Raw genomic sequence first — 17,763 nt, 5'->3', positions numbered from 1 at the left:
GTAGCCTCTGGTAGGATGATGGAAACGCAAAACCTGTATGAAGTTGCCCTGACGTGCCTGCCCGGGGTAGGACCGCTGCTCACGCGCCAGTTGGTGAGTTACTGCGGTTCGGCCCAGGCTGTTTTTGAGACGCCTCCCGGAAAACTTCAGAAAATTCCGGGTGTTGGCCCTACCCTGCTGAAGAACATCGCCGCTGGTTCAAAAACAGCTTTATTGCAGGCGGAGGAAAAGCTGAAAATGGCTGCTGCGCACGACGTGCAACTTTTGTTTTATACTTCCTCTAAATTCCCCAACAGGCTTAAAACCTTACCCGACGCCCCGACGCTCCTCTACTACCGAGGCAATGCCGACCTAAACCATCACCGCATCATCAGCATGGTAGGCACCAGGCAGATAACCACTTATGGTCAGACGGTGACGGAGCGAATTGTGGACGAGCTGAAGCCGTACAATGCCATGATCGTGAGCGGCCTTGCCTATGGGGTGGATGTGGTGGCGCACCGGGCAGCCTTGCAGGCAGGACTGCCTACCATTGGCGTTATGGCTACCGGACCCGAAACCGTTTACCCCGCCGTGCACCGCAAGTATGCTGAGCGCATGCTAACGCAGGGAGGTTTGCTCACCGAGAATACTTTTGGCACCCGCCCCGACGCTCCCCGCTTCCCGGCCCGCAACCGCATCATAGCCGGTATGAGCGATTGCACCATTGTAGTGGAGGCAGCGCTGAAAAGCGGCACCCTCATCACCGCCAACATCGCCCACAGCTATGACAAAGAAGTAATGGCCGTGCCGGGGAACATTACCTCTCCCGTTTCCGAGGGCACCAATTACCTGATCAAATCACTTAAAGCGGCCGCCTATACTTCAGTGCAGGACCTGGTGGAGCTGCTGAACTGGGACTTACAGGATGAGGCGAAGGCCCGCAAGCAGCATGCTGCCTTTGATCTGAGTGAATACACAGCGGATGAAATTAAGGTACTGCAGGTGCTCCAGCAAAGCAGGGAAGAGCAAATGGACAACCTTAGCTGGAAAGCGCAGGTGCCTGTAAGCCTTTTGGCTTCGGTGCTTTTGGGGCTGGAATTTAAAGGAATGGTGAAGGCCATGCCCGGCAAACGCTTTGCCATACTTTCGTAAGCAGCAGGCGAACACCACCTCAAACTAACTTATAGCTTTACGTATATAGCTTTTTAGCAAACATCGCTGCTTCTTATACTTGATTAAGCCTTTCATTTTCGTATAATGCGTTGTATTTAAGACCCCTAACCTTAACAGCGCGCTTATGATCTCATTCTGCCTCTCTGTTATTGCCCTGCTGCTGGGCTATTTCTTTTATTCTAAATTCGTGGAAAGGATTTTTGAGGTAGACCCGAATCGTCCTACCCCGGCTGTCACCATGCGCGATGACGTGGACTACCTGCCCATGCCGCAATGGAAAATATTCCTGATTCAGTTTCTGAACATTGCCGGCCTGGGGCCGATTTTTGGTGCGGTAGCGGGTGCCATGTGGGGGCCGTCTGCGTTTCTATGGATAGTGCTGGGGTCAATATTTGCCGGTGGCGTACATGACTACTTTTCGGGCATGCTCTCCATCAAGCACAAAGGCGAAAGCATAACAGAGATCACCGGCCGCTATTTGGGTGATGGCATGAAGCAATTTATGCGGGCTTTCACCATCATCCTGATGATCATGGTGGGGGCAGTTTTTATCATGGGCCCGGCCAAAATCCTCAACGACATGACAGGCGATATTGCCACCGTTACCACCTGGGTTTGGTGCATACTGGTGTATTACATCCTGTCCACGGTGCTGCCCATCGATAAGCTTATCGGCAAACTGTATCCGCTGTTCGGGGTGGCGCTGTTGTTTATGGCGTTCGGGTTAATGATTGTTCTTTTTAAAGGTGATTATGTAATTCCGGAGTTAACGATGGCGAGCCTGACGAACATGCGCACCCATCCAGAGAGTTTCCCTTTATTCCCGATGCTGTTCGTAACCATTGCCTGTGGCGCTATTTCAGGGTTTCATGCCTCGCAATCGCCGATGATGGCCCGCTGCATGACGAACGAGAAACAGGGCCGCAGCATTTTCTACGGCGCCATGATTACCGAAGGCGTGTTGGCCCTGATTTGGGCGGCAGTAAGTATGAGCTTCTTTGGCGGCATCCGCGAATTGAACGACACGATGGTGGCACAGCAGGGGAACGCCGCTTATGTGGTGAATGTCATTTCCAATACGATGCTGGGCAAGATTGGCGGTGTTCTGGCGCTACTAGGCGTGGTGGCTGCTCCCATCACCTCCGGCGATACCGCCTTCCGCAGTGCACGACTAATTGTAGCGGATTTTACTAAATCAAACCAGAGCAAGATATTGAACAGGTTGCTGATCAGTTTACCGCTGTTCGTGGTGGGTTTTGGCCTGACATTGATTGATTTTGGGATTGTATGGCGCTATTTTGCCTGGACAAACCAAACACTGGCCACTATTGTGCTCTGGACGGTAACAGTTTACCTGATAAACGAGCACAAGTTTTATTGGGTAAGCTTAGTACCGGCAACGTTCATGACAGTGGTGGTGGTGTCATACATCCTGGTGGCGCCGGAGGGTTTTAGCCTCTCAACAGATATTGCATATCCCACAGGTATCGGCGTAGCGCTCATGCTACTCATCGTCACCCTCATCAAAGCTAATCGCATTAAAAACCAGAAGTTGGAGTATGCCGGTTAATACTTCAGAATAAAAAAAGCGGGACAGCATTAATTGCTGTCCCGCTTTTGATTTACAGCCTTCGCCAGCTTAGGAAATTATACGGTCTTTGCCTTAAGCTCCTGGTAGAGTCCCGAATATAGTGGTGTCTCCACGCCATATTCTTTCCCCTCTCTTACAATATAGCCTGTTAAATTTTCAAGCTCTGTTTGGTTGCCGGACCTGAAATCGCGCTGCATAGAGGATGTTGCCTCCTGAGGCAGCTTGCGCACCACTTCCAGGTTTTGCGCCACCAACTCCTGCGGCAGTTTGATACCCTTAGCTTCAGCTACTTTTTTCAGCTCCTCCATCAGTTGCTGTAACTGGCTGCTCAGGTGCTCCTGCCCCATCAGTTCCCCCATCGTTTTGTCGGTAAGGGACGAGAGGCTCGCAACAGGTGATATAAAGGAGAATTTCTCCCAAACTTTTGTTTCAGCATCGGTATAAAGCTCGTTGTTAATTCCCGCCTCCTGAAACAAATTCTGCAGGCGCTGCAGCTGTTCGGCAGGAAGGTTTGGATGGCCCCACACCAGGCGGTTATACTTGCCCTGCACTTTCACTACACCCGGTTCTGCTTTGCTGGCAACTATGTACACACAGCCCCAAAGCGTTTTTGCCTCTGGAAAGCGCTCCTGCAGATAATCTATACCTTCTATACCATTCAGCAGCGGAAGCAGTAGCGTATTTGAAGTTATACTTGAGTCTAGCTGCGCGCAAACCTGTTCCAGGCTATAGCTCTTCACGCAGAAAATGATCAGGTCCTGCTCGCCCAGATCCTGCGGCGCCTCTACTACCCTGTGCGGATGCACCACCAGCGTACCTTCCTCCAGTTCAAGCTTTAGGCCTTCCTGCTCAATTTTGTACTTGTGCTCACCACGGGCCACAAAACTGATTTCGCAGGAGTCGTTATGGGCAAAATGCTGGGCAAGTATGCCGCCGTAGTAGCCGCCCACTCCCCCAATGCCAATTACCGCGACTTTATACTTGTTCATGATGAAGTTGTTTTGGTATCAATACGTACCGTGCTTACGGTCGGCAATTACTTTATCGAAATCCCATTCCACACGCTCCATAAACGTAGAGTTGCGACGTTGGCAGTCTCCCTTAGTACAGATGGTGCAAGACGGCGCAATGCAGGGGTCCGTATGCACAAAAAGCTCGATGCCGGGATCGATCTCCTCACGCACCACGCGCGCCACCGCCTCCACCTCATCATGAGATTCCAGCACCGTCAGATACCAGGGCACCGTCAGGTGGCAGTCGATGTGCAGCGTTGTGCCATACTTGATCACACGCAGGTTGTGAATGTCAATCCAGTTTTCGCGGCGGTTCTTGTTTAGCACCTCCACAATGCGCTTGAGCAGGTCGTAATCGGCTTCATCCATAATGCCCGCAATGGAGGAGCGAAGTATACGATAGCCCGTGTAGCCAATCAGGATACCAAACAGAATGGCCACCACACTATCCAGCCACACCAAACCAGTAAAATAAATCAGCACCAGGCCCAGAAGAATGCCTGCCGTTGAGTAGGCATCAGTCTTTAGGTGCCGCCCGCCAGCTGTCAGCACCAGTGAGTTAGTGCGCACCCCCCGTTTTTCCGTCATTATGCCCACCGCATAGTTTATCAGACCCGAAGCTGCAATCAGAGCAATACCAATGTCCAGTTGCTGCAGGGGAACAGGATTCACCAGGTTGAACGCGGACTTTAGTATGATGGCCCCGCCAGCCACCAAGATAAGAGATCCCTCCAGGGTGGCGGCCACAAATTCAATCTTGCCGTGCCCGTAGGGGTGGTTCTCATCCCGCGGCGTTTGGGAGAGCACCAGGCTGTAGAGCGAAAACGCCCCTGCCACCACGTTGATAATAGACTCAAGCGCATCTGTCAGGATGGCATTGGAGTTAGTAAGTATAAAGGCAATAAATTTACCCACCAGCAACAGCACGCCCACCAACACCACAAAGAGTTGCAGCCGGATGTTCTCGTTCAGGTTTTTGATTTTATTCTGGATCAAATTAGAAAGGCACTATAAAGCGGATATAAAATTATGCCCGCTACAGGATATGAAGCGGGCATAAAGATAAGAAACCATGCTGTGAAAGGCTAAACCTGAACAGCAGCAGGCTAATAATTTCTAAACAGGCCGGGCTTTAAACTTCCTACCTTGTACAGAGAATCCGCTAGCACTTAATCCTCCAGCGTATCGCTAAGGTCCAGCCAGTTCGGGTTCATCGACTCAATCAGGTTGTAGGCAGAATCCATGCCCCCGCCCTTTATCTGCTGCTCGCGTGTCTGTGCCTCCTCAGATGCGGCATAATGCTCGTAGTACACCAGTTTGGCTTTCTGCAGCGGGGCCACCTGGCTTGTTTGCGGGGATTTGTGCTGCAGTACATGCTGCTGTAAATTCCCTGCTATTCCGATCTCTACATCCTCGCGTGGCTTATCACCGAAAATGTATACATAATAATGTGCGTCCTGTGTCTGCATACCTTTATCTCCTTTGCATTTTTATACGGCCTTTCAGGTGTCGCGTTGAGTTCTGTACAGCGGCTGGCACCAGTATATTCATAACGCCTCCCGTAGCCCCCTATTGCCGCTGCAACCGCTTGTTTTTCTGCTGTAAAGTATAAAGCGCTTCGGGTTTTTAGGTACACCTGATTTGGCATCAAACAGCAAAGTATACTTGACGCCGGAAGCATTTAAAACTGTTTCTGCGTAAGAGGAAGCTATACTTTATAAACAGTTAATACGATGCCTATAAACGCAAAACTGCAAAAGCTTCTGGAGAAGGTTTACGAACCGGAGAGGCGCTACGATCAGAAGTTCGCTAAACTGGATGTCTCCTTCATCACAAATGAAAACGGGGAGCCGGTAACGCTGTATATCGGGAAAAGGAACGAGGACGGAAGTATAAAAGGCGAGCGCTATACGCGCAAAATAGTCCGGAAGCCCAACAGCATGGAGATCCAGAAAAGCCACTGGGACCTGAAAGGCAGTGTTACCCGCGACTAATACAGCTCCTCCAGGTCAAAATCGCGGCCTTTGCCATACCGGTAGAGTTCGTGCAGCAGGTACAGGTCCAGCGTGTTCAGGTCCTTTACCCGGTACACATTTTCCTCGGGCATCTCCATCACCTGAAACTCAAACGTTTCCCCGTAGTTCGTGAGTTTATACTTCTTGCCCCGCCTGAGGTTGTCTAATGAAATGGCCATACTTGTTCGGAAGCTCCTTTTCTGTGTTCCCTGCAAATATACGGGCCGCCGCTCCAAAAAGCCTCAGGCATAAAAAGAAAAGTAAGTGGCCCCATGGGGAGAAGGCTCGCCACGCCACACAACCTATGGGTATGGCAAGTATAAACTTGAGGAATTTTATCTCTAATTTTGCTGCTGAAACAAATAAAAAAGAGTGTGCTGGAGATAGTATTTGAGGATGAGCATTACGTGGCCATCAACAAGCCGAACGGGCTGTTGGTGCACCGTACCCGAATTGCCGAGGAGAAAAAGGAGTTTGCCCTGCAACTGTTGCGCGACCAGCTAGGCTACCGCCTGTTCACCATTCACCGCCTCGACCGCGGAACATCGGGCGTGTTGCTGTTTGCCAAGACACCAGAAGCCGCTGCTGCCGTGGTAAAGGCTTTTGAGGCCCGCGAACCGAATAAAGTATACTTTGCTATCGTGCGCGGCTATGCACCCGAGGCGGCCACCATCGATACACCCATCAAGCCAGACAAAGACCACAAACACCGGGAGCCACAGGAGGCACTTACACATTACTCCCGCCTGGCTACCGTAGAACTGCCTATTGCAGTTGGCCGCTACGCGACTGCGCGCTACAGCCTTGTGCGTGTAAAGCCGGAGACCGGACGCATGCACCAGATCCGGAAGCATTTCGCCCACGCGCGCCATTATGTTGTAGGTGATAAACGGCATGGCGACTGGCGCCATAACAAGATGTTTCTCGAGGAAATGCAGAGTTCTTCGCTGCTGCTGCACGCAGCCCAATTGTCATTTCAGCACCCTTATTCCAGCCAACAGGTAGTTGTGCAGGCGCAGCTGCCGCAGAATATGCTGCGGTTGTGCCACACGTTTGGCTGGGCTGCCGTATTGGAGCAGCAGGAGGCGTTGCCTCAGCCGCTGCCCACGCTTATAGCTGATTAAGCGCGCGTTGAACGATCTCAACCTGGGTGCGGGCAACAAAGGTGTTACTGGAGTTGGCGTTGAGCACCATCAGCATGTAGGCCATGGGCGATAAGCGCCAGTCCTGCACCACTTCCCCGTTGCGGGAGCGGTACACTACTTTAAAGTTTTCGCGCAGGGGCAGGTGCATGCAGTTGCATACTTCTGTTGCGCGCTTTACGGCCTGCCGTAGCTCTGCCAGGTTAGCACAACCTTGCTGCTCGAGTAATTCTGTGGCATAATGCGTGAGCAGACGATCTGCTAGGCTATCCTCAAAATCGGTGAAAGGTGACTGGCTCCTAGTGCTTTCTATGGTTACTAACATGGCAATGTAGGCTAAGTGTACTAAATAGTCTAAACTGCCCTGGCTTTGCGCATGTCGCGTAGCTGCTCCAGCAGTTGCCGCTCTTCTGCGCTGATGTTGGTTGGCAGTTTCACTTCTATTTTTACGTAAAAATCCCCGAATTGATCCGGCTTTCCATAGACCGGCATGCCCTTGCCCCGCAGGCGCAGCGACTTGTTAGGCTGCGTTCCCTCCGGCACCTTTAATTTAAGCAAGCCACTCATGGTGTTTACTTCAATCTCCCCTCCAAGCAAGGCGGTAAAAACATCCACGGGCACAGTGGCATATAAATTATCGCCACGGCGTTCGAACCGCGGATCGGGCAATACTTTGATGTTGATGTACAAGTCGCCGGGGGTACCTCCCGGCGCTCCTTTGCCGTTGATGCGCAGCACCTGCCCATCGGCCACCCCCGGTTTTGTTTTGATACGTAGTTGCTGCTGGTTCACCGTCAGCAGGCGGCTGGTGCCGGCGTATGCCTCCTGTAGCGTAATCTCCATGTCTGCCTGGTAATCCTGGCCCTTGCGTGCCCTTCCTGCCTGCTGTCCCCCGAAGCCTCCCCTAGCGCCTCCACCAAAAAACTGTTCGAAGAAGTCGGAGAAGCCCCCAGCCCCGCCGCTACCGCCCCCGAACATATCCCCAAAATCACCGCCTGAGTACGTGCCCTGAAAACCGCCCCCTGGCTGCCGCTGGTATTGCCCGCGTGCGCCACCGTTAAAGCCACCCTGCTGAAACTGGCGCCAGTTGGTGCCTAGTTGGTCATACTGCTTTCGTTTCTCCTCATCGCCAAGTACTTCGTAGGCCTCGCTGATATCTTTAAATTTTTCCTCGGCGGCAGTGTTGTCTTTATTTTTATCCGGGTGGTACTTTTTTGCAAGGCTGCGGTAGGCTTTTTTTATGTCAGCCTGTGAGGCCTTTTTATCGACTCCAAGAATTTTGTAATAGTCCTTGTATTCCATGTGATGTAGTTTTGGGTGAGTTGTGCTGCTGTTCCGGGTGGCGTATGTTAACAAATTAGTCCGTGCAGAAGCATTTATACTTGCCCAGGGTTTGAAGGCAATCCTAATAACGTGATATTTATTTACGTGTTTAACCTGGATGGGGCTAAACGAACAGAAGCACCCTAAAAAGGGTGCTTCTGTGTATCCGGTAAGAAAGTAAGGACTAGATCGTATCCGTCACAACCAACAAGGCGTGGATGATACCCGGAAGCACGAACAGCAGCGTCAGGATAATGTTGATCCAGAATGAGGTGCCGATGCCATCGTGCAGGAACACGGCCAGTGGAGGCAACAGAATCGCCAGGATAATTTCAACGATGTTGGCACCGCCGCCGCTCTGGCGCATCACCTCGCGCATGTCCTTTTTCAACGCTTTTTTCTCAGCTTTGCTCATATTAGCGAGGCGCTCCTTCGCCATGGCTAAAGCCTCTGCTTCTGCCACGGTCATCTCCCGCTTCTCTAGTGTCACTTCCTCTTTCACAGCAGGGGCTTCTACTACCGTTGCCGACTTTTTTGTAGCCACAACAGGTGCGGCTGTGGAAGCCAAAAGTTCCGGTGCCACAGTGGCTGGCGTAGGCGCAGCATCCGATACCTTAACTTCAGCCACTGTTGGAGCAAGAAGTGCATTGTTGTCAGTTGGCGTAGGTTTGGCCTTGGTGGTGTTGTAAGCTTCGGGCTTATCTGGCGAGAACTTGTAATACTCTGCTGAGCTACAGGAAAAGAGGAACTGCCCAATGAACAGCACCAATACGAAATGAAGTAAACTTTTAATTTTCATGGTTTTATTAGTTATTGGTGTAAAATAATGAATCCTACCCAGCACTCTCCTACTTCACCTGCTTCCTGCCGCTAATGCTGTGTTGTTGTTCTGATACTTGTTATATAGCTTTTTTGTTTTCTATATGCGCTAGTCTTCTTCCTCTGCCTGCGTTTCGTAGAGGCGCCGCTGCCGCAGGAGCTCGTGCAGGGAAAGCTTTAGCGCCTGTTGCACGTCCGGCCACCGGTGCCGCTCCGAGGTAACAAACTTCTGATTTACTTCCAACTCAATACCAATGTACTGCTCCTCGCTGAATTTGCGGCGCAGGTACGTCGGGAAACCATCCGCGATGCCCAGGTAGGGATAGTTGAAGCGCACCAGCAGGCTGCTATCGTGCACCAGGAGCAGTTTTTTCCAGGAGCGGCAGAATTCGTGTGCGGCTTCTTTTTTCGGATCATAGAGAAGCCCGATGTCAGCGTCCCGCACTTCACCGTCCAGTTCAGGCGTGAAGGTGTGTACGGCTATGTGCAGCACCCGCCTTCCCGCCTGAACAAAATCATGCACCATCTCCTCTACCTGCCCGCGGTAGGGTTTGTAGTACTGCTTCAGGATCTGCTGTTTCTCAGGCTCAGGCAGCGGAGCAGTTGTTTCAGAAAAAAGGTCTTTGTGGTTGATGGAGCGGTTTAGCTCCACCAGCAGCCGGCTGGTGGTGGAGCTAAAGCATTTGTCGGCCAGGCTGCTTATGGTGTGGAACAGTTCCAGTGCACCCAGGTCGTAGCCCCGGTGTGACTGCAGCAGTTCCTCTTTGCCCTCAAACAGGGCGACATATGCCTGGGGTATGTCGTTTCCGCCGTGTTCGCAGGTAAGCAATAGTCTTAACATGTTGTAACGGGTATAAACATCTTCCCTTGCTGCAGGCATTCTGCCAGCCGCTGGTAAACTTTTTTTATACTTAGTTGGGTTGGTGATGCTCCGGTTGCCTTGGTTATCCGCTTGGATAGGTTTCCATGGTCAAGTATAACCTGCAGTGCATTAGCTTCTTCTGGGCCGTCATAGAAACCTTTGGTCTCTTTCACCAGATGCTTCCATAACATGCTGGCAGTGACTGTTTGGTTTGTTTCAGCTCCGAACATGCGCAGAAAATCCTGATCCTGCAAAGAAGCCTCGCCTCCCTCACGGATCACATCAAGAAGTATGGCAGCCAGCCGGTCTTCATCAAAAGCCATCAGTTCCTCCAGCTTTGCCCACCGCTCCGATACCAGCGCCTGCAGCACCGCCACTATTGCCTGCAACACCGCCACATCTGCCAGGGGGCACTCCTGCAGGTCCAGCACGCGTATTTCGATGGCGTTGCGCTCGAAGCGGGCAATGGCGCCGCGTGAGTTCAGAAACTCCTCCTGCAACTCCCCTTCCGGGTCTTTGTCGGCTATGGCCGCATACATCTTCTGCAGAATCTGCTTTTCATAAGCCGCTTTGGTAAAAACCGCCTCGGGAACCACCTTGCCTGCTATACTTGGGATTGCCTTCTGGTTGTGCCGGTATACTTCAAGCCGCGTATCGGCAAGGCCGGTAATTTTTCCATCCAGAATGGGCGTAGAGGCGCTAAGGGCAGGAAGTATGGGCAGCACCATCCGGATCGCCGCATGCAGTTTACCGAACTCCTCATCCCCTTGGAAGGGCAGGTTCAGGTGGGTGCTCTGCAAATTGGCCCAACCGTGGCCGCGGCAGTCGAAGATGCGGTTGTAGGCTTCGTAGATGGCGTTGTGCTCGTGCGGCCAAAGCTTTGTGTCGGTGTAGGGGTTCATCAGGGGGTGCGCCCCGGTTGGCAGCAGCATTGCCTCATACTTAGCCAGCATGTTATTGATTTTCTGCACATGCTCCTGGAATTTGAGATGCAGCTTTGTCAAACTCTCCACCGGCCCCTGTGTTTTCAGCTCCACCACGTGCAGCACCAATTCGTTGCTCCAGGCTATATCCCCAAACTCCACGTCAGAGAGGTAGGCGCCCACTTCATCAAAAATAAGCTTGTCGCAGATGGGCAGAACGTGCAGGTCCTGGCGATGCACGATCATGTATTCCATCTCCACGCCGTATCCCTCAAACAGGTGCAGCTTTCTCTTAGGATTCGCCATTGCTACGGATGTTTTTATTGTTGTCGATGCGCTTTTTGATAGACTTGACGATGGCGCCATACAGGTCCTTTTTCAGGATTCTGTCTTCCACACCGGCATCTATACTTGGGTTATCGTTAACTTCAATTACATAGGCTTTGCCGTCAATCTCCTTCAGGTCCACCCCATAAAGGCCATCGCCGATCAGGTTTGCGGCTTTCAGGGCTGTGTGCAGCACATGGAAAGGCACCTGCTCAAAAGGCACTGTTTCGCCGGCTCCTTCCTCGTCCTTCTTCTTGGCAACATTCCAGTTGTAGATCTGCCAGTGTCCCTTGGCCATAAAATACTTGCAGGCGTATAGTGGCTGCTTGTCCAGCACCCCGATGCGCCAGTCGAAATCTGTGGGCGTGTACTCCTGCCCGATGATCAACTCAGAGTCACACAGCATTTCATCGAGCTGCTGCTGCAGGTCTTCCTGGTTTTTAACTTTCACCACCCCCTGCGAGAAAGAGCTGTCCGGTTTCTTCAGCACGCACGGCAAGCCAAGGGCAGCCTCTACCTGCTTTCGGTTGTCTTTATGAATGATCATGGTTTTGGGAATAGGCACCTTTGCCTTTGTCAGCAGCTCGGCCAGGTATACCTTGTTCGTGCACCGGAGTATGGATGTGGGGTCGTCGATCACCACCAGCCCATCGGCGAAGGCTTTTCGGGCAAAACGGTACGTGTGGTGGTTCACGGCGGTGGTTTCCCGGATAAAGAGCGCGTCGAACTCAGCCAGGCGGCGATAATCGTCTTTGGTGATAAGCTCTGTGTAAAAGCCTTGGCTCTCGGCCGCCTCCACAAAATGCTGTATGGCCCGCTGGTTTGAGGGAGGCGCTTTTTCCTGCGGGTCAACCAAAATGGCAAGGTCATATATTTTACGGGAAATGCGGGCGCCAGAAAAGCGGTGCCGGGCGAAATAAGCCTTTGCAAATTCCTTCAGGTAAGAGCGGTGCGACGCAGGCACATCGTTGATGGGTATGGCTGAGATACTTTGTAATACCCACGCATCCTTACACGTAAATTGAGCCCGCAGCAACGGTGCCTGGAAGTGGTCGTGCAGGGCTTTGCAAAGCTTCTCATACTTTGCCGCCACATTCTGCCCGAAGTAAATGCTTAACGTAAAGTTTTCTGATTTTAGTCCGGACAGGCTTTTGTGAATCAGCTCCTCAATCTCCACGGTAATGGCTCGCACGATGGTAGGGCTTTTCAGGTCCTGCATGGTAGTCACGCTCGGAATAGCCTTGTGGCTCCGGGCCTCGGCTAACAGTGAAACATAATACCCGGCGCTTTGGTAGCGGTACGAGCGGCAGAGGTTAAACACCCGGGCATTGCGGATATCGGTGTAGCTGGTGTCGGTGAGGTAAGACTGCGCGTCTACCACTTCGGTGTCTTCTATTGCTTCATCCCAGTCCCTGGGATAATCCACAACAACTATTTTTCGCATTTTAAGCTTGCACAGGTTTAATGGTGGGAGGTTGTATGGCCAAGAGATTTGCATCAAATGTGGCCATACCCAACATAATGGAATTGATCAGATGGGTGGTTTTCACCTCATAGTAATTGTTCTGAAACGAGGGGTTGTCCGGATAGGGGTCCGCCACGACCACGCACTTCTGATCATCGACAAATCCGCAAAGCACCACGAAATGGCCCATGGGGTAACCCTGTATGTCGTCATATATCGATTTGCCTGTTTCATCGCTCATCTCGCGCGCGCTCTGGTACAGGTATGTGGCACTAAGCCCGCAAAGCAATGGAATGCCTTGGTCGAAGTACTCCCGCAGCAAGCCTTTATTTAGGTCGCGTGTGCGCAACTCTCCCCCCAGCCGCAGAAACTCAATGTAGGCATGGGTGGCCCGATGGAATTTTTCGCCTTTTTTATACTTGAGCTGCTCCTCCAGTTTCAGGATGATCTCCTCGTTGCTCAGACCGATCCACGTGGGATCGAAAATAAACATGTTATAGGTATAGATGCGTGCTTTATAACCCCTTTGCAGGGCGTGGCAGGCCAGCAATACCTCCAGCGTCCCCCCTTCATCAAGCGACGGCACCTCCTTAATGACTTCGCTTAGCTGAATTGAATCTTTAAAATAACGGTACACAGCATGCAGGCTTGTGGGGCCACAGGTGGAGTCGTCGGGTTGCGTATGAATTTTTATGGGTATCACTCCAAATTCAGTTAGTAGAACTAATGGTATTACAAGCCCTGTATACGCTGCAGGGAAATGAAGTATTTGTATTTAATTGAGATAATATAAACTCAGTTATCGTGGGCGATTCAAGGGAAAAAGCAGGTATTGATAAATTGAGGTAAAATGATTAACTTATAGGAGTTTAGCAACCTGTATATGAGCTGGAGTTTCAGAATAAAGCAGCGGAAAAAGATCGCCCTGGCCTTGGGTAGTATCTTCCTGATCATTGTGCTGGCTAATTGGTTTGTTTCCTATAGCATGACAGTGGTGAGTACGCAGTTTAAATCGGTTTATGCCGATAGGCTGGTGCCGGCCCTGGATATTTCAGCTATTCAGGAATACAACTACCAAAACCGCCTACTGCTGGAGGAGCATATCCTGGCAGAGGTACCGCAAAAAGAGGAGATAACGGCTAAAATCAGCGAAAACGAGCATAGGATAGATTCGCTGGTGGCAAAATATAGTGCTACCTACCTCACCCCCCAGGAATCCGAAGACTTGAAGGTTTACCTGCAGGCAGACCAGCAATTAGGAGGTGTGATGACCGCCATACTTAAATTGAGTGCTGCCGGAGACGAGCTTGCTGCGGGTAAACTTTACAAGCAGCAGGGGCTGGAGGCTTTCCAGGAAGTGCTGTTGCCGCTGCATGCCTTAAGTTTACTACAGGAAGAAGTAGGGCAATCACTTTATGAAGATGCCGAACGTCAGATGAAATCCCTTAAAATCCTTTCAAACCTTGTTATTGCGCTCGCCGTGATCCTGGCGTTGATGGTGGGTACGCTGCTGCAAACCTCCCGTAAAATCAAGCAGATTAACCCACAGAAGTTCCACCTGAATTAAAGCTTTAATTCAGTGTTTAAAAGCTTACCAACAGCCGGCTTTAGTTTCTGTTTGTGTCTTGCGTTACTAAAGCCCATCCTGCTGAACATTATACTTTATCAAAAGCAATGACGTACCTAGAGCGCACCGTATGATGGTGCGCTCTAGGTACTCGCCGGCACAAGCAGAAAGAGGTAGTTTTAAACAGCCAGCAGCTTCTCATATGCCTGCTGCACCCGCTCAAACTGAAACTCCTGCAGCACCTGCTGCAGCTGTAGGGCCACCTGCTCGTTGCAAAGATTACCGATGCTGCCTTCGTGCGTGTGCGTCACCGCTGCCGGTGGATGAAACGTTTCTGCGTCTATGCGTTCGCCCACGGACTTGTAGGCATCTCTGAAGGGCATGCCCTGTAGCACCAGCTCATTCACCGCATCCACACTGAAGAGGTATCTATACTTATCTTCCTGAAGGATATCTTCCCGCACCTGTACCTGCTCTGCCATGTAAGTCATCATCTGCAGGCAGCTTTTTAACTCGGCAAAGGCCGGGAAAAGGTTTTCTTTCAGCAACTGCAGCTCGCGGTGGTAGCCAGAGGGCAGGTTAATCAGCAGCATGGAAATTTCAGTGGGCAAAGCCTGCAGTTTGTTGCACTTGCCACGCAGCAGCTCGAACACGTCCGGGTTCTTTTTGTGCGGCATAATGCTGGAGCCGGTTGTCAGGTGAGCGGGCAGGGTGATGAAGCTGAAGTTCTGGCTCATGTAAAGGCACAGATCCATGCTCATGCGGGCAAGGGTGGCCGCAACAGCTGCCAGGGCGGTGGCCACCGTGCGTTCTGTTTTTCCGCGCCCCATTTGCGCATACACCACATTGTAGTTCATCGTGCCAAAGCCCAGCAGGTCGGTGGTCATCTGGCGGTTTAACGGGAATGAGGAACCGTAGCCGGCAGCTGAGCCCAGGGGGTTTTTATCGGTAATCCTGTAGGCAGCCAGCAGCAATTGCATGTCATCCACCAACCCTTCGGCGTAGGCACCGAACCATAGGCCGAAAGACGAAGGCATGGCTACCTGCAGGTGGGTATAGCCCGGCAGCAGTACGTGCTTGTACTTCTCACTCTGCGCCTGCAACACATTGAAAAGTGCAACCACTTCATTTACTGTCTCCTGAAGTTGATGTCGGAAGTATAACTTTAGGTCAAGCAGCACCTGGTCGTTGCGCGAGCGGCCGCTATGGATTTTCTTGCCCGCCTCCCCAACCTGCTTTGTCAGATCCAACTCCACCTGCGAGTGAATATCCTCCACGCCCGCCTCTATCTCGAATGTGCCGGCTACGATGCGGCTGTAGATGCTTTTTAGCTCAGCCTGCAGCACCGTCAGCTCCCCTTGTGTCAGCAGCCCTATACTTTCCAGCATCTGAGTGTGCGCCAATGACCCCAATACATCGAAGCGCGCCAACTCCAGATCCAGCTCAGCATCGCGGCCTACCGTAAACTTTTCAATTTCAGCGGCCACAGCCGTACTTTTCTGCCAAAGCTTCATTTTAATAAGGATTAATGGGTAATGACGAATGAGTAAAATTCAATGGTTGATGCGCAATGAATAAAATAGAAATTAGAAGGTTGACGACAGCTGCATAGGAGTTTCAGCAACCATTACACTTTACTTATTATTCATTGAAACAACTTTCTCCAGCAGGGCAATGTACAGCCGGATGCCTTCTTCTATTTCATGGAGGAAGATAAACTCATCTGCCATGTGCGAGCGCCCGGAAAAGCCCGGACCCAATTTGAGTGACGGGATTGGCAGCAGGGCCTGGTCTGAAGTGGTGGGAGAACCATACGTGTTTCTGCCTAGCTCCACTCCTGCTTTAACCAAGAGGTGCTCCATACTTATGCTTGACGGTTTTAACCTCTGGGAGCGCGGCTTCACCTCTGCTTGTACATTCGCCCTGATAATGTCCAGCACTTCGTCCATTGTGTAAGCATCTGTCAGCCGGACATCCACCGTAAACTGGCAGGAATCCGGCACGACATTGTGCTGCGAACCTGCTTGTATCATAGTCACGCTCATCTTTAAGGGTCCTAGGTGCTCAGATAGCTTCGGGAAGGTATAACTCTGAAACCATTGGATGACCGGCAATGCCTCGTAAATGGCATTGATGCCTTCTTCGCGAGCGGCGTGGCCCGCTTTGCCCTGCACCATACAATCCAGCACGAGCAGTCCCTTCTCCGCAATTGCCAGGTGCATCTCCGTTGGCTCCCCCACAATGGCTGCCTCCAGTTCCCCCAGTTCAGGAAGTATTAGTTCTATCCCGTTTCTGCCCGAAATCTCTTCCTCGGCGGTAGCGGCCAGCACCAGGTTATACGCCAGGTCCTGCCGTTCGTAGAAGTACAGGAAAGTAGCTATGAGCGAGACAAGGCAGCCGCCGGCATCGTTGCTGCCCAAGCCGTAAAGTTTGCCATCTTCTATTTCTGCCTCAAATGGGTTGCGGGTATAGCCTGCGTTTGGCTTCACGGTATCATGGTGCGAGTTGAGCAGCAGCGTTGGCAGCTCAGGGTTGTAGTGCTTGTTGAACGCCCATACATTGTGCTGCTGCTGGTGTACCTCCACCCCGTGCTCTCTCAGGAAATCAGCAAGTATGGCTGCAGTCTTCCCCTCCTCCCTGCTCAGGGAGGGGGTCGCGATGAGTTTCTGCAGTAAAACTACCGCTTGCAGGTATAAAAGTCGTTTTACCATTATGCTAATTGTAGCATGGTGCCGCTGTAGTAGTCTTCCGTTATACTTGCCAGGGCTTCTGCCTCGCATATCAGCACCTGCGCCACGCCCTGTTGAAGTGCAGCGAACGCATTGTCCAATTTGGGAATCATACCCGCCGATATAACACCATCAGCCTTCAACGCACTATACGTTTGGCTGTTGATGCGCTGGATTACAGAGGCATCATCTTCCGGATCCCACAGTACGCCTTGCTTTTCGAAGCAGTACACAAGGCGCACCAGATACCTGGCCGCAAGCGCTGTAGCCAAAACCGAAGCGATGGTATCGGCATTGGTGTTCAGCATGCTCCCTTTGCCGTCATGCGTGAGCGGAGCGCAAACAGGTGTGAGGCCGGCAGCGAAAAAAGCCTCCAGTACCCCCACGTTTATGTTTTGAGAACCTGCCACATCACCGGCAAAACCATAATCTACCGCGCCCACCTGGCGTTTTGAAGCAAGTATAAGATTGGCATCGGCGCCTGTTAAGCCAAGGGCGTTGCAGCCAGCTGCCTGCAGTTGCGCCACCACCTGCTTGTTCACTAAACCGCCATATACCATGGTTACTAAATCCAGCGTCTCAGCATCCGTTATGCGACGGCCCGCCACCATGGTGGATGCAATGCCCAGCCGCTGGCCAATGGTGGAGGCTATTTTGCCCCCACCATGCACCAGCAGCTTTGGATCCGGCAGCTGCGCGAAATCAATTAAAAAACGCTGCAGCCGCTCTGGTTTGTCCAGGACATTACCTCCTATTTTTACAACTATCATATTTAGATGTTAGACGCTAGATGTAAGACGTAAGACTCTCTATAGGTACCTAACATCCAATA

At 51.7% G+C, this 17,763-nt stretch carries 19 protein-coding genes; 5 read left to right on the top strand and 14 right to left on the bottom strand.

The window, feature by feature from the left end:
- The first annotated feature begins 15 nt into the window (after positions 1-15).
- Both dprA and A0W33_RS18440 read left to right on the top strand, forming a co-directional pair.
- The gene (gene dprA / locus A0W33_RS18445; protein ID WP_139237082.1) at positions 16-1,134 is read left to right on the top strand and encodes a DNA-processing protein DprA; all 1,119 of its coding nucleotides are present in this window, start codon (positions 16-18) and stop codon (positions 1,132-1,134) included.
- Positions 1,135-1,279: 145 nt separating this feature from the next.
- Positions 1,280-2,725: a carbon starvation CstA family protein gene (locus A0W33_RS18440; protein ID WP_068839560.1), complete on the top strand. Its 1,446-nt coding sequence runs from the start codon at positions 1,280-1,282 to the stop codon at positions 2,723-2,725.
- Between the two features lie 77 nt (positions 2,726-2,802).
- Here the strand turns inward: A0W33_RS18440 and A0W33_RS18435 are convergent, their stop codons facing one another.
- The 3 genes from A0W33_RS18435 to A0W33_RS18425 all read right to left on the bottom strand — a co-directional run bounded on the left by A0W33_RS18435 (position 2,803) and on the right by A0W33_RS18425 (position 5,228).
- Positions 2,803-3,735, bottom strand: a complete 933-nt coding sequence (locus A0W33_RS18435; protein ID WP_068839559.1) for a ketopantoate reductase family protein — start codon at positions 3,733-3,735, stop codon at positions 2,803-2,805.
- 18 nt (positions 3,736-3,753) lie between these two features.
- A complete protein-coding gene (locus A0W33_RS18430; protein WP_229802033.1) occupies positions 3,754-4,755 on the bottom strand; it encodes a cation diffusion facilitator family transporter in 1,002 nt (333 codons plus the stop codon).
- A gap of 173 nt (positions 4,756-4,928) precedes the next feature.
- On the bottom strand, positions 4,929-5,228 hold the full coding sequence (locus A0W33_RS18425) for a GIY-YIG nuclease family protein (protein WP_068839558.1): 300 nt from the start codon (positions 5,226-5,228) through the stop codon (positions 4,929-4,931).
- 264 nt (positions 5,229-5,492) lie between these two features.
- Between A0W33_RS18425 and A0W33_RS18420 the strand changes: the two genes are divergently transcribed.
- Positions 5,493-5,753: a hypothetical protein gene (locus A0W33_RS18420; RefSeq protein ID WP_068839557.1), complete on the top strand. Its 261-nt coding sequence runs from the start codon at positions 5,493-5,495 to the stop codon at positions 5,751-5,753.
- On the opposite strand, the gene A0W33_RS18415 is transcribed toward A0W33_RS18420, so the two are convergent.
- Positions 5,750-5,953, bottom strand: coding sequence for a hypothetical protein (locus A0W33_RS18415; RefSeq protein ID WP_068839556.1), 204 nt, complete (start codon positions 5,951-5,953; stop codon positions 5,750-5,752). The two genes, A0W33_RS18420 and A0W33_RS18415, sit on opposite strands and share 4 nt — an antisense overlap.
- 195 nt (positions 5,954-6,148) lie before the next feature.
- On the opposite strand from A0W33_RS18415, the gene A0W33_RS18410 reads away from it, so the two are divergent.
- Positions 6,149-6,898, top strand: coding sequence for a pseudouridine synthase (locus A0W33_RS18410; RefSeq protein WP_068840234.1), 750 nt, complete (start codon positions 6,149-6,151; stop codon positions 6,896-6,898).
- Here the strand turns inward: A0W33_RS18410 and A0W33_RS18405 are convergent.
- From A0W33_RS18405 to A0W33_RS18375, 7 genes are all read right to left on the bottom strand, one after another.
- A complete protein-coding gene (locus A0W33_RS18405) occupies positions 6,885-7,241 on the bottom strand; it encodes a hypothetical protein (RefSeq protein WP_068839555.1) in 357 nt (118 codons plus the stop codon). The two genes, A0W33_RS18410 and A0W33_RS18405, sit on opposite strands and share 14 nt — an antisense overlap.
- A gap of 29 nt (positions 7,242-7,270) precedes the next feature.
- Positions 7,271-8,218 carry a DnaJ C-terminal domain-containing protein gene (locus tag A0W33_RS18400; protein ID WP_068839554.1) on the bottom strand — a complete coding sequence of 316 codons (948 nt, stop codon included), beginning with the start codon at positions 8,216-8,218 and terminating at the stop codon, positions 7,271-7,273.
- Positions 8,219-8,423: 205 nt separating this feature from the next.
- Positions 8,424-9,038: a YqaE/Pmp3 family membrane protein gene (locus A0W33_RS21320; RefSeq protein ID WP_317040211.1), complete on the bottom strand. Its 615-nt coding sequence runs from the start codon at positions 9,036-9,038 to the stop codon at positions 8,424-8,426.
- A gap of 129 nt (positions 9,039-9,167) precedes the next feature.
- Positions 9,168-9,899 carry an N-formylglutamate amidohydrolase gene (locus tag A0W33_RS18390; protein WP_068839553.1) on the bottom strand — a complete coding sequence of 244 codons (732 nt, stop codon included), beginning with the start codon at positions 9,897-9,899 and terminating at the stop codon, positions 9,168-9,170.
- Complete coding sequence (locus A0W33_RS18385) at positions 9,893-11,149, bottom strand: carboxylate-amine ligase (RefSeq protein WP_068839552.1); 1,257 nt, start codon at positions 11,147-11,149, stop codon at positions 9,893-9,895. Before A0W33_RS18385 ends, A0W33_RS18390 begins: the two co-directional genes overlap by 7 nt.
- Positions 11,136-12,614 (bottom strand): RimK family protein, encoded by a 1,479-nt coding sequence (locus A0W33_RS18380; RefSeq protein WP_068839551.1) that lies wholly within the window; start codon positions 12,612-12,614, stop codon positions 11,136-11,138. Before A0W33_RS18380 ends, A0W33_RS18385 begins: the two co-directional genes overlap by 14 nt.
- A 1-nt stretch (position 12,615) precedes the next feature.
- Positions 12,616-13,338, bottom strand: coding sequence for a C39 family peptidase (locus tag A0W33_RS18375; RefSeq protein WP_068839550.1), 723 nt, complete (start codon positions 13,336-13,338; stop codon positions 12,616-12,618).
- Between the two features lie 180 nt (positions 13,339-13,518).
- On the opposite strand from A0W33_RS18375, the gene A0W33_RS18370 reads away from it, so the two are divergent.
- On the top strand, positions 13,519-14,202 hold the full coding sequence (locus tag A0W33_RS18370) for an MCP four helix bundle domain-containing protein (RefSeq protein WP_068839549.1): 684 nt from the start codon (positions 13,519-13,521) through the stop codon (positions 14,200-14,202).
- A 179-nt stretch (positions 14,203-14,381) separates the two neighbouring features.
- On the opposite strand, the gene argH is transcribed toward A0W33_RS18370, so the two are convergent.
- The 3 genes from argH to argB all read right to left on the bottom strand — a co-directional run bounded on the left by argH (position 14,382) and on the right by argB (position 17,701).
- Complete coding sequence (gene argH, locus A0W33_RS18365; protein WP_068839548.1) at positions 14,382-15,716, bottom strand: argininosuccinate lyase; 1,335 nt, start codon at positions 15,714-15,716, stop codon at positions 14,382-14,384.
- Positions 15,717-15,836: 120 nt separating this feature from the next.
- The gene (locus A0W33_RS18360; protein ID WP_068839547.1) at positions 15,837-16,913 is read right to left on the bottom strand and encodes a M20 family metallo-hydrolase; all 1,077 of its coding nucleotides are present in this window, start codon (positions 16,911-16,913) and stop codon (positions 15,837-15,839) included.
- Positions 16,913-17,701 (bottom strand): acetylglutamate kinase, encoded by a 789-nt coding sequence (gene argB, locus A0W33_RS18355; protein ID WP_068839546.1) that lies wholly within the window; start codon positions 17,699-17,701, stop codon positions 16,913-16,915. Before argB ends, A0W33_RS18360 begins: the two co-directional genes overlap by 1 nt.
- Positions 17,702-17,763 lie beyond the last annotated feature (62 nt).

The sequence above is a fragment of the Pontibacter akesuensis genome, from assembly GCF_001611675.1.
In the GTDB taxonomy this organism is placed as follows: Bacteria; Bacteroidota; Bacteroidia; order Cytophagales; family Hymenobacteraceae; genus Pontibacter; species Pontibacter akesuensis.
Note: the sequence above shows the minus strand (reverse complement) of the source record. Positions and strands in the feature narration are given on the sequence as shown.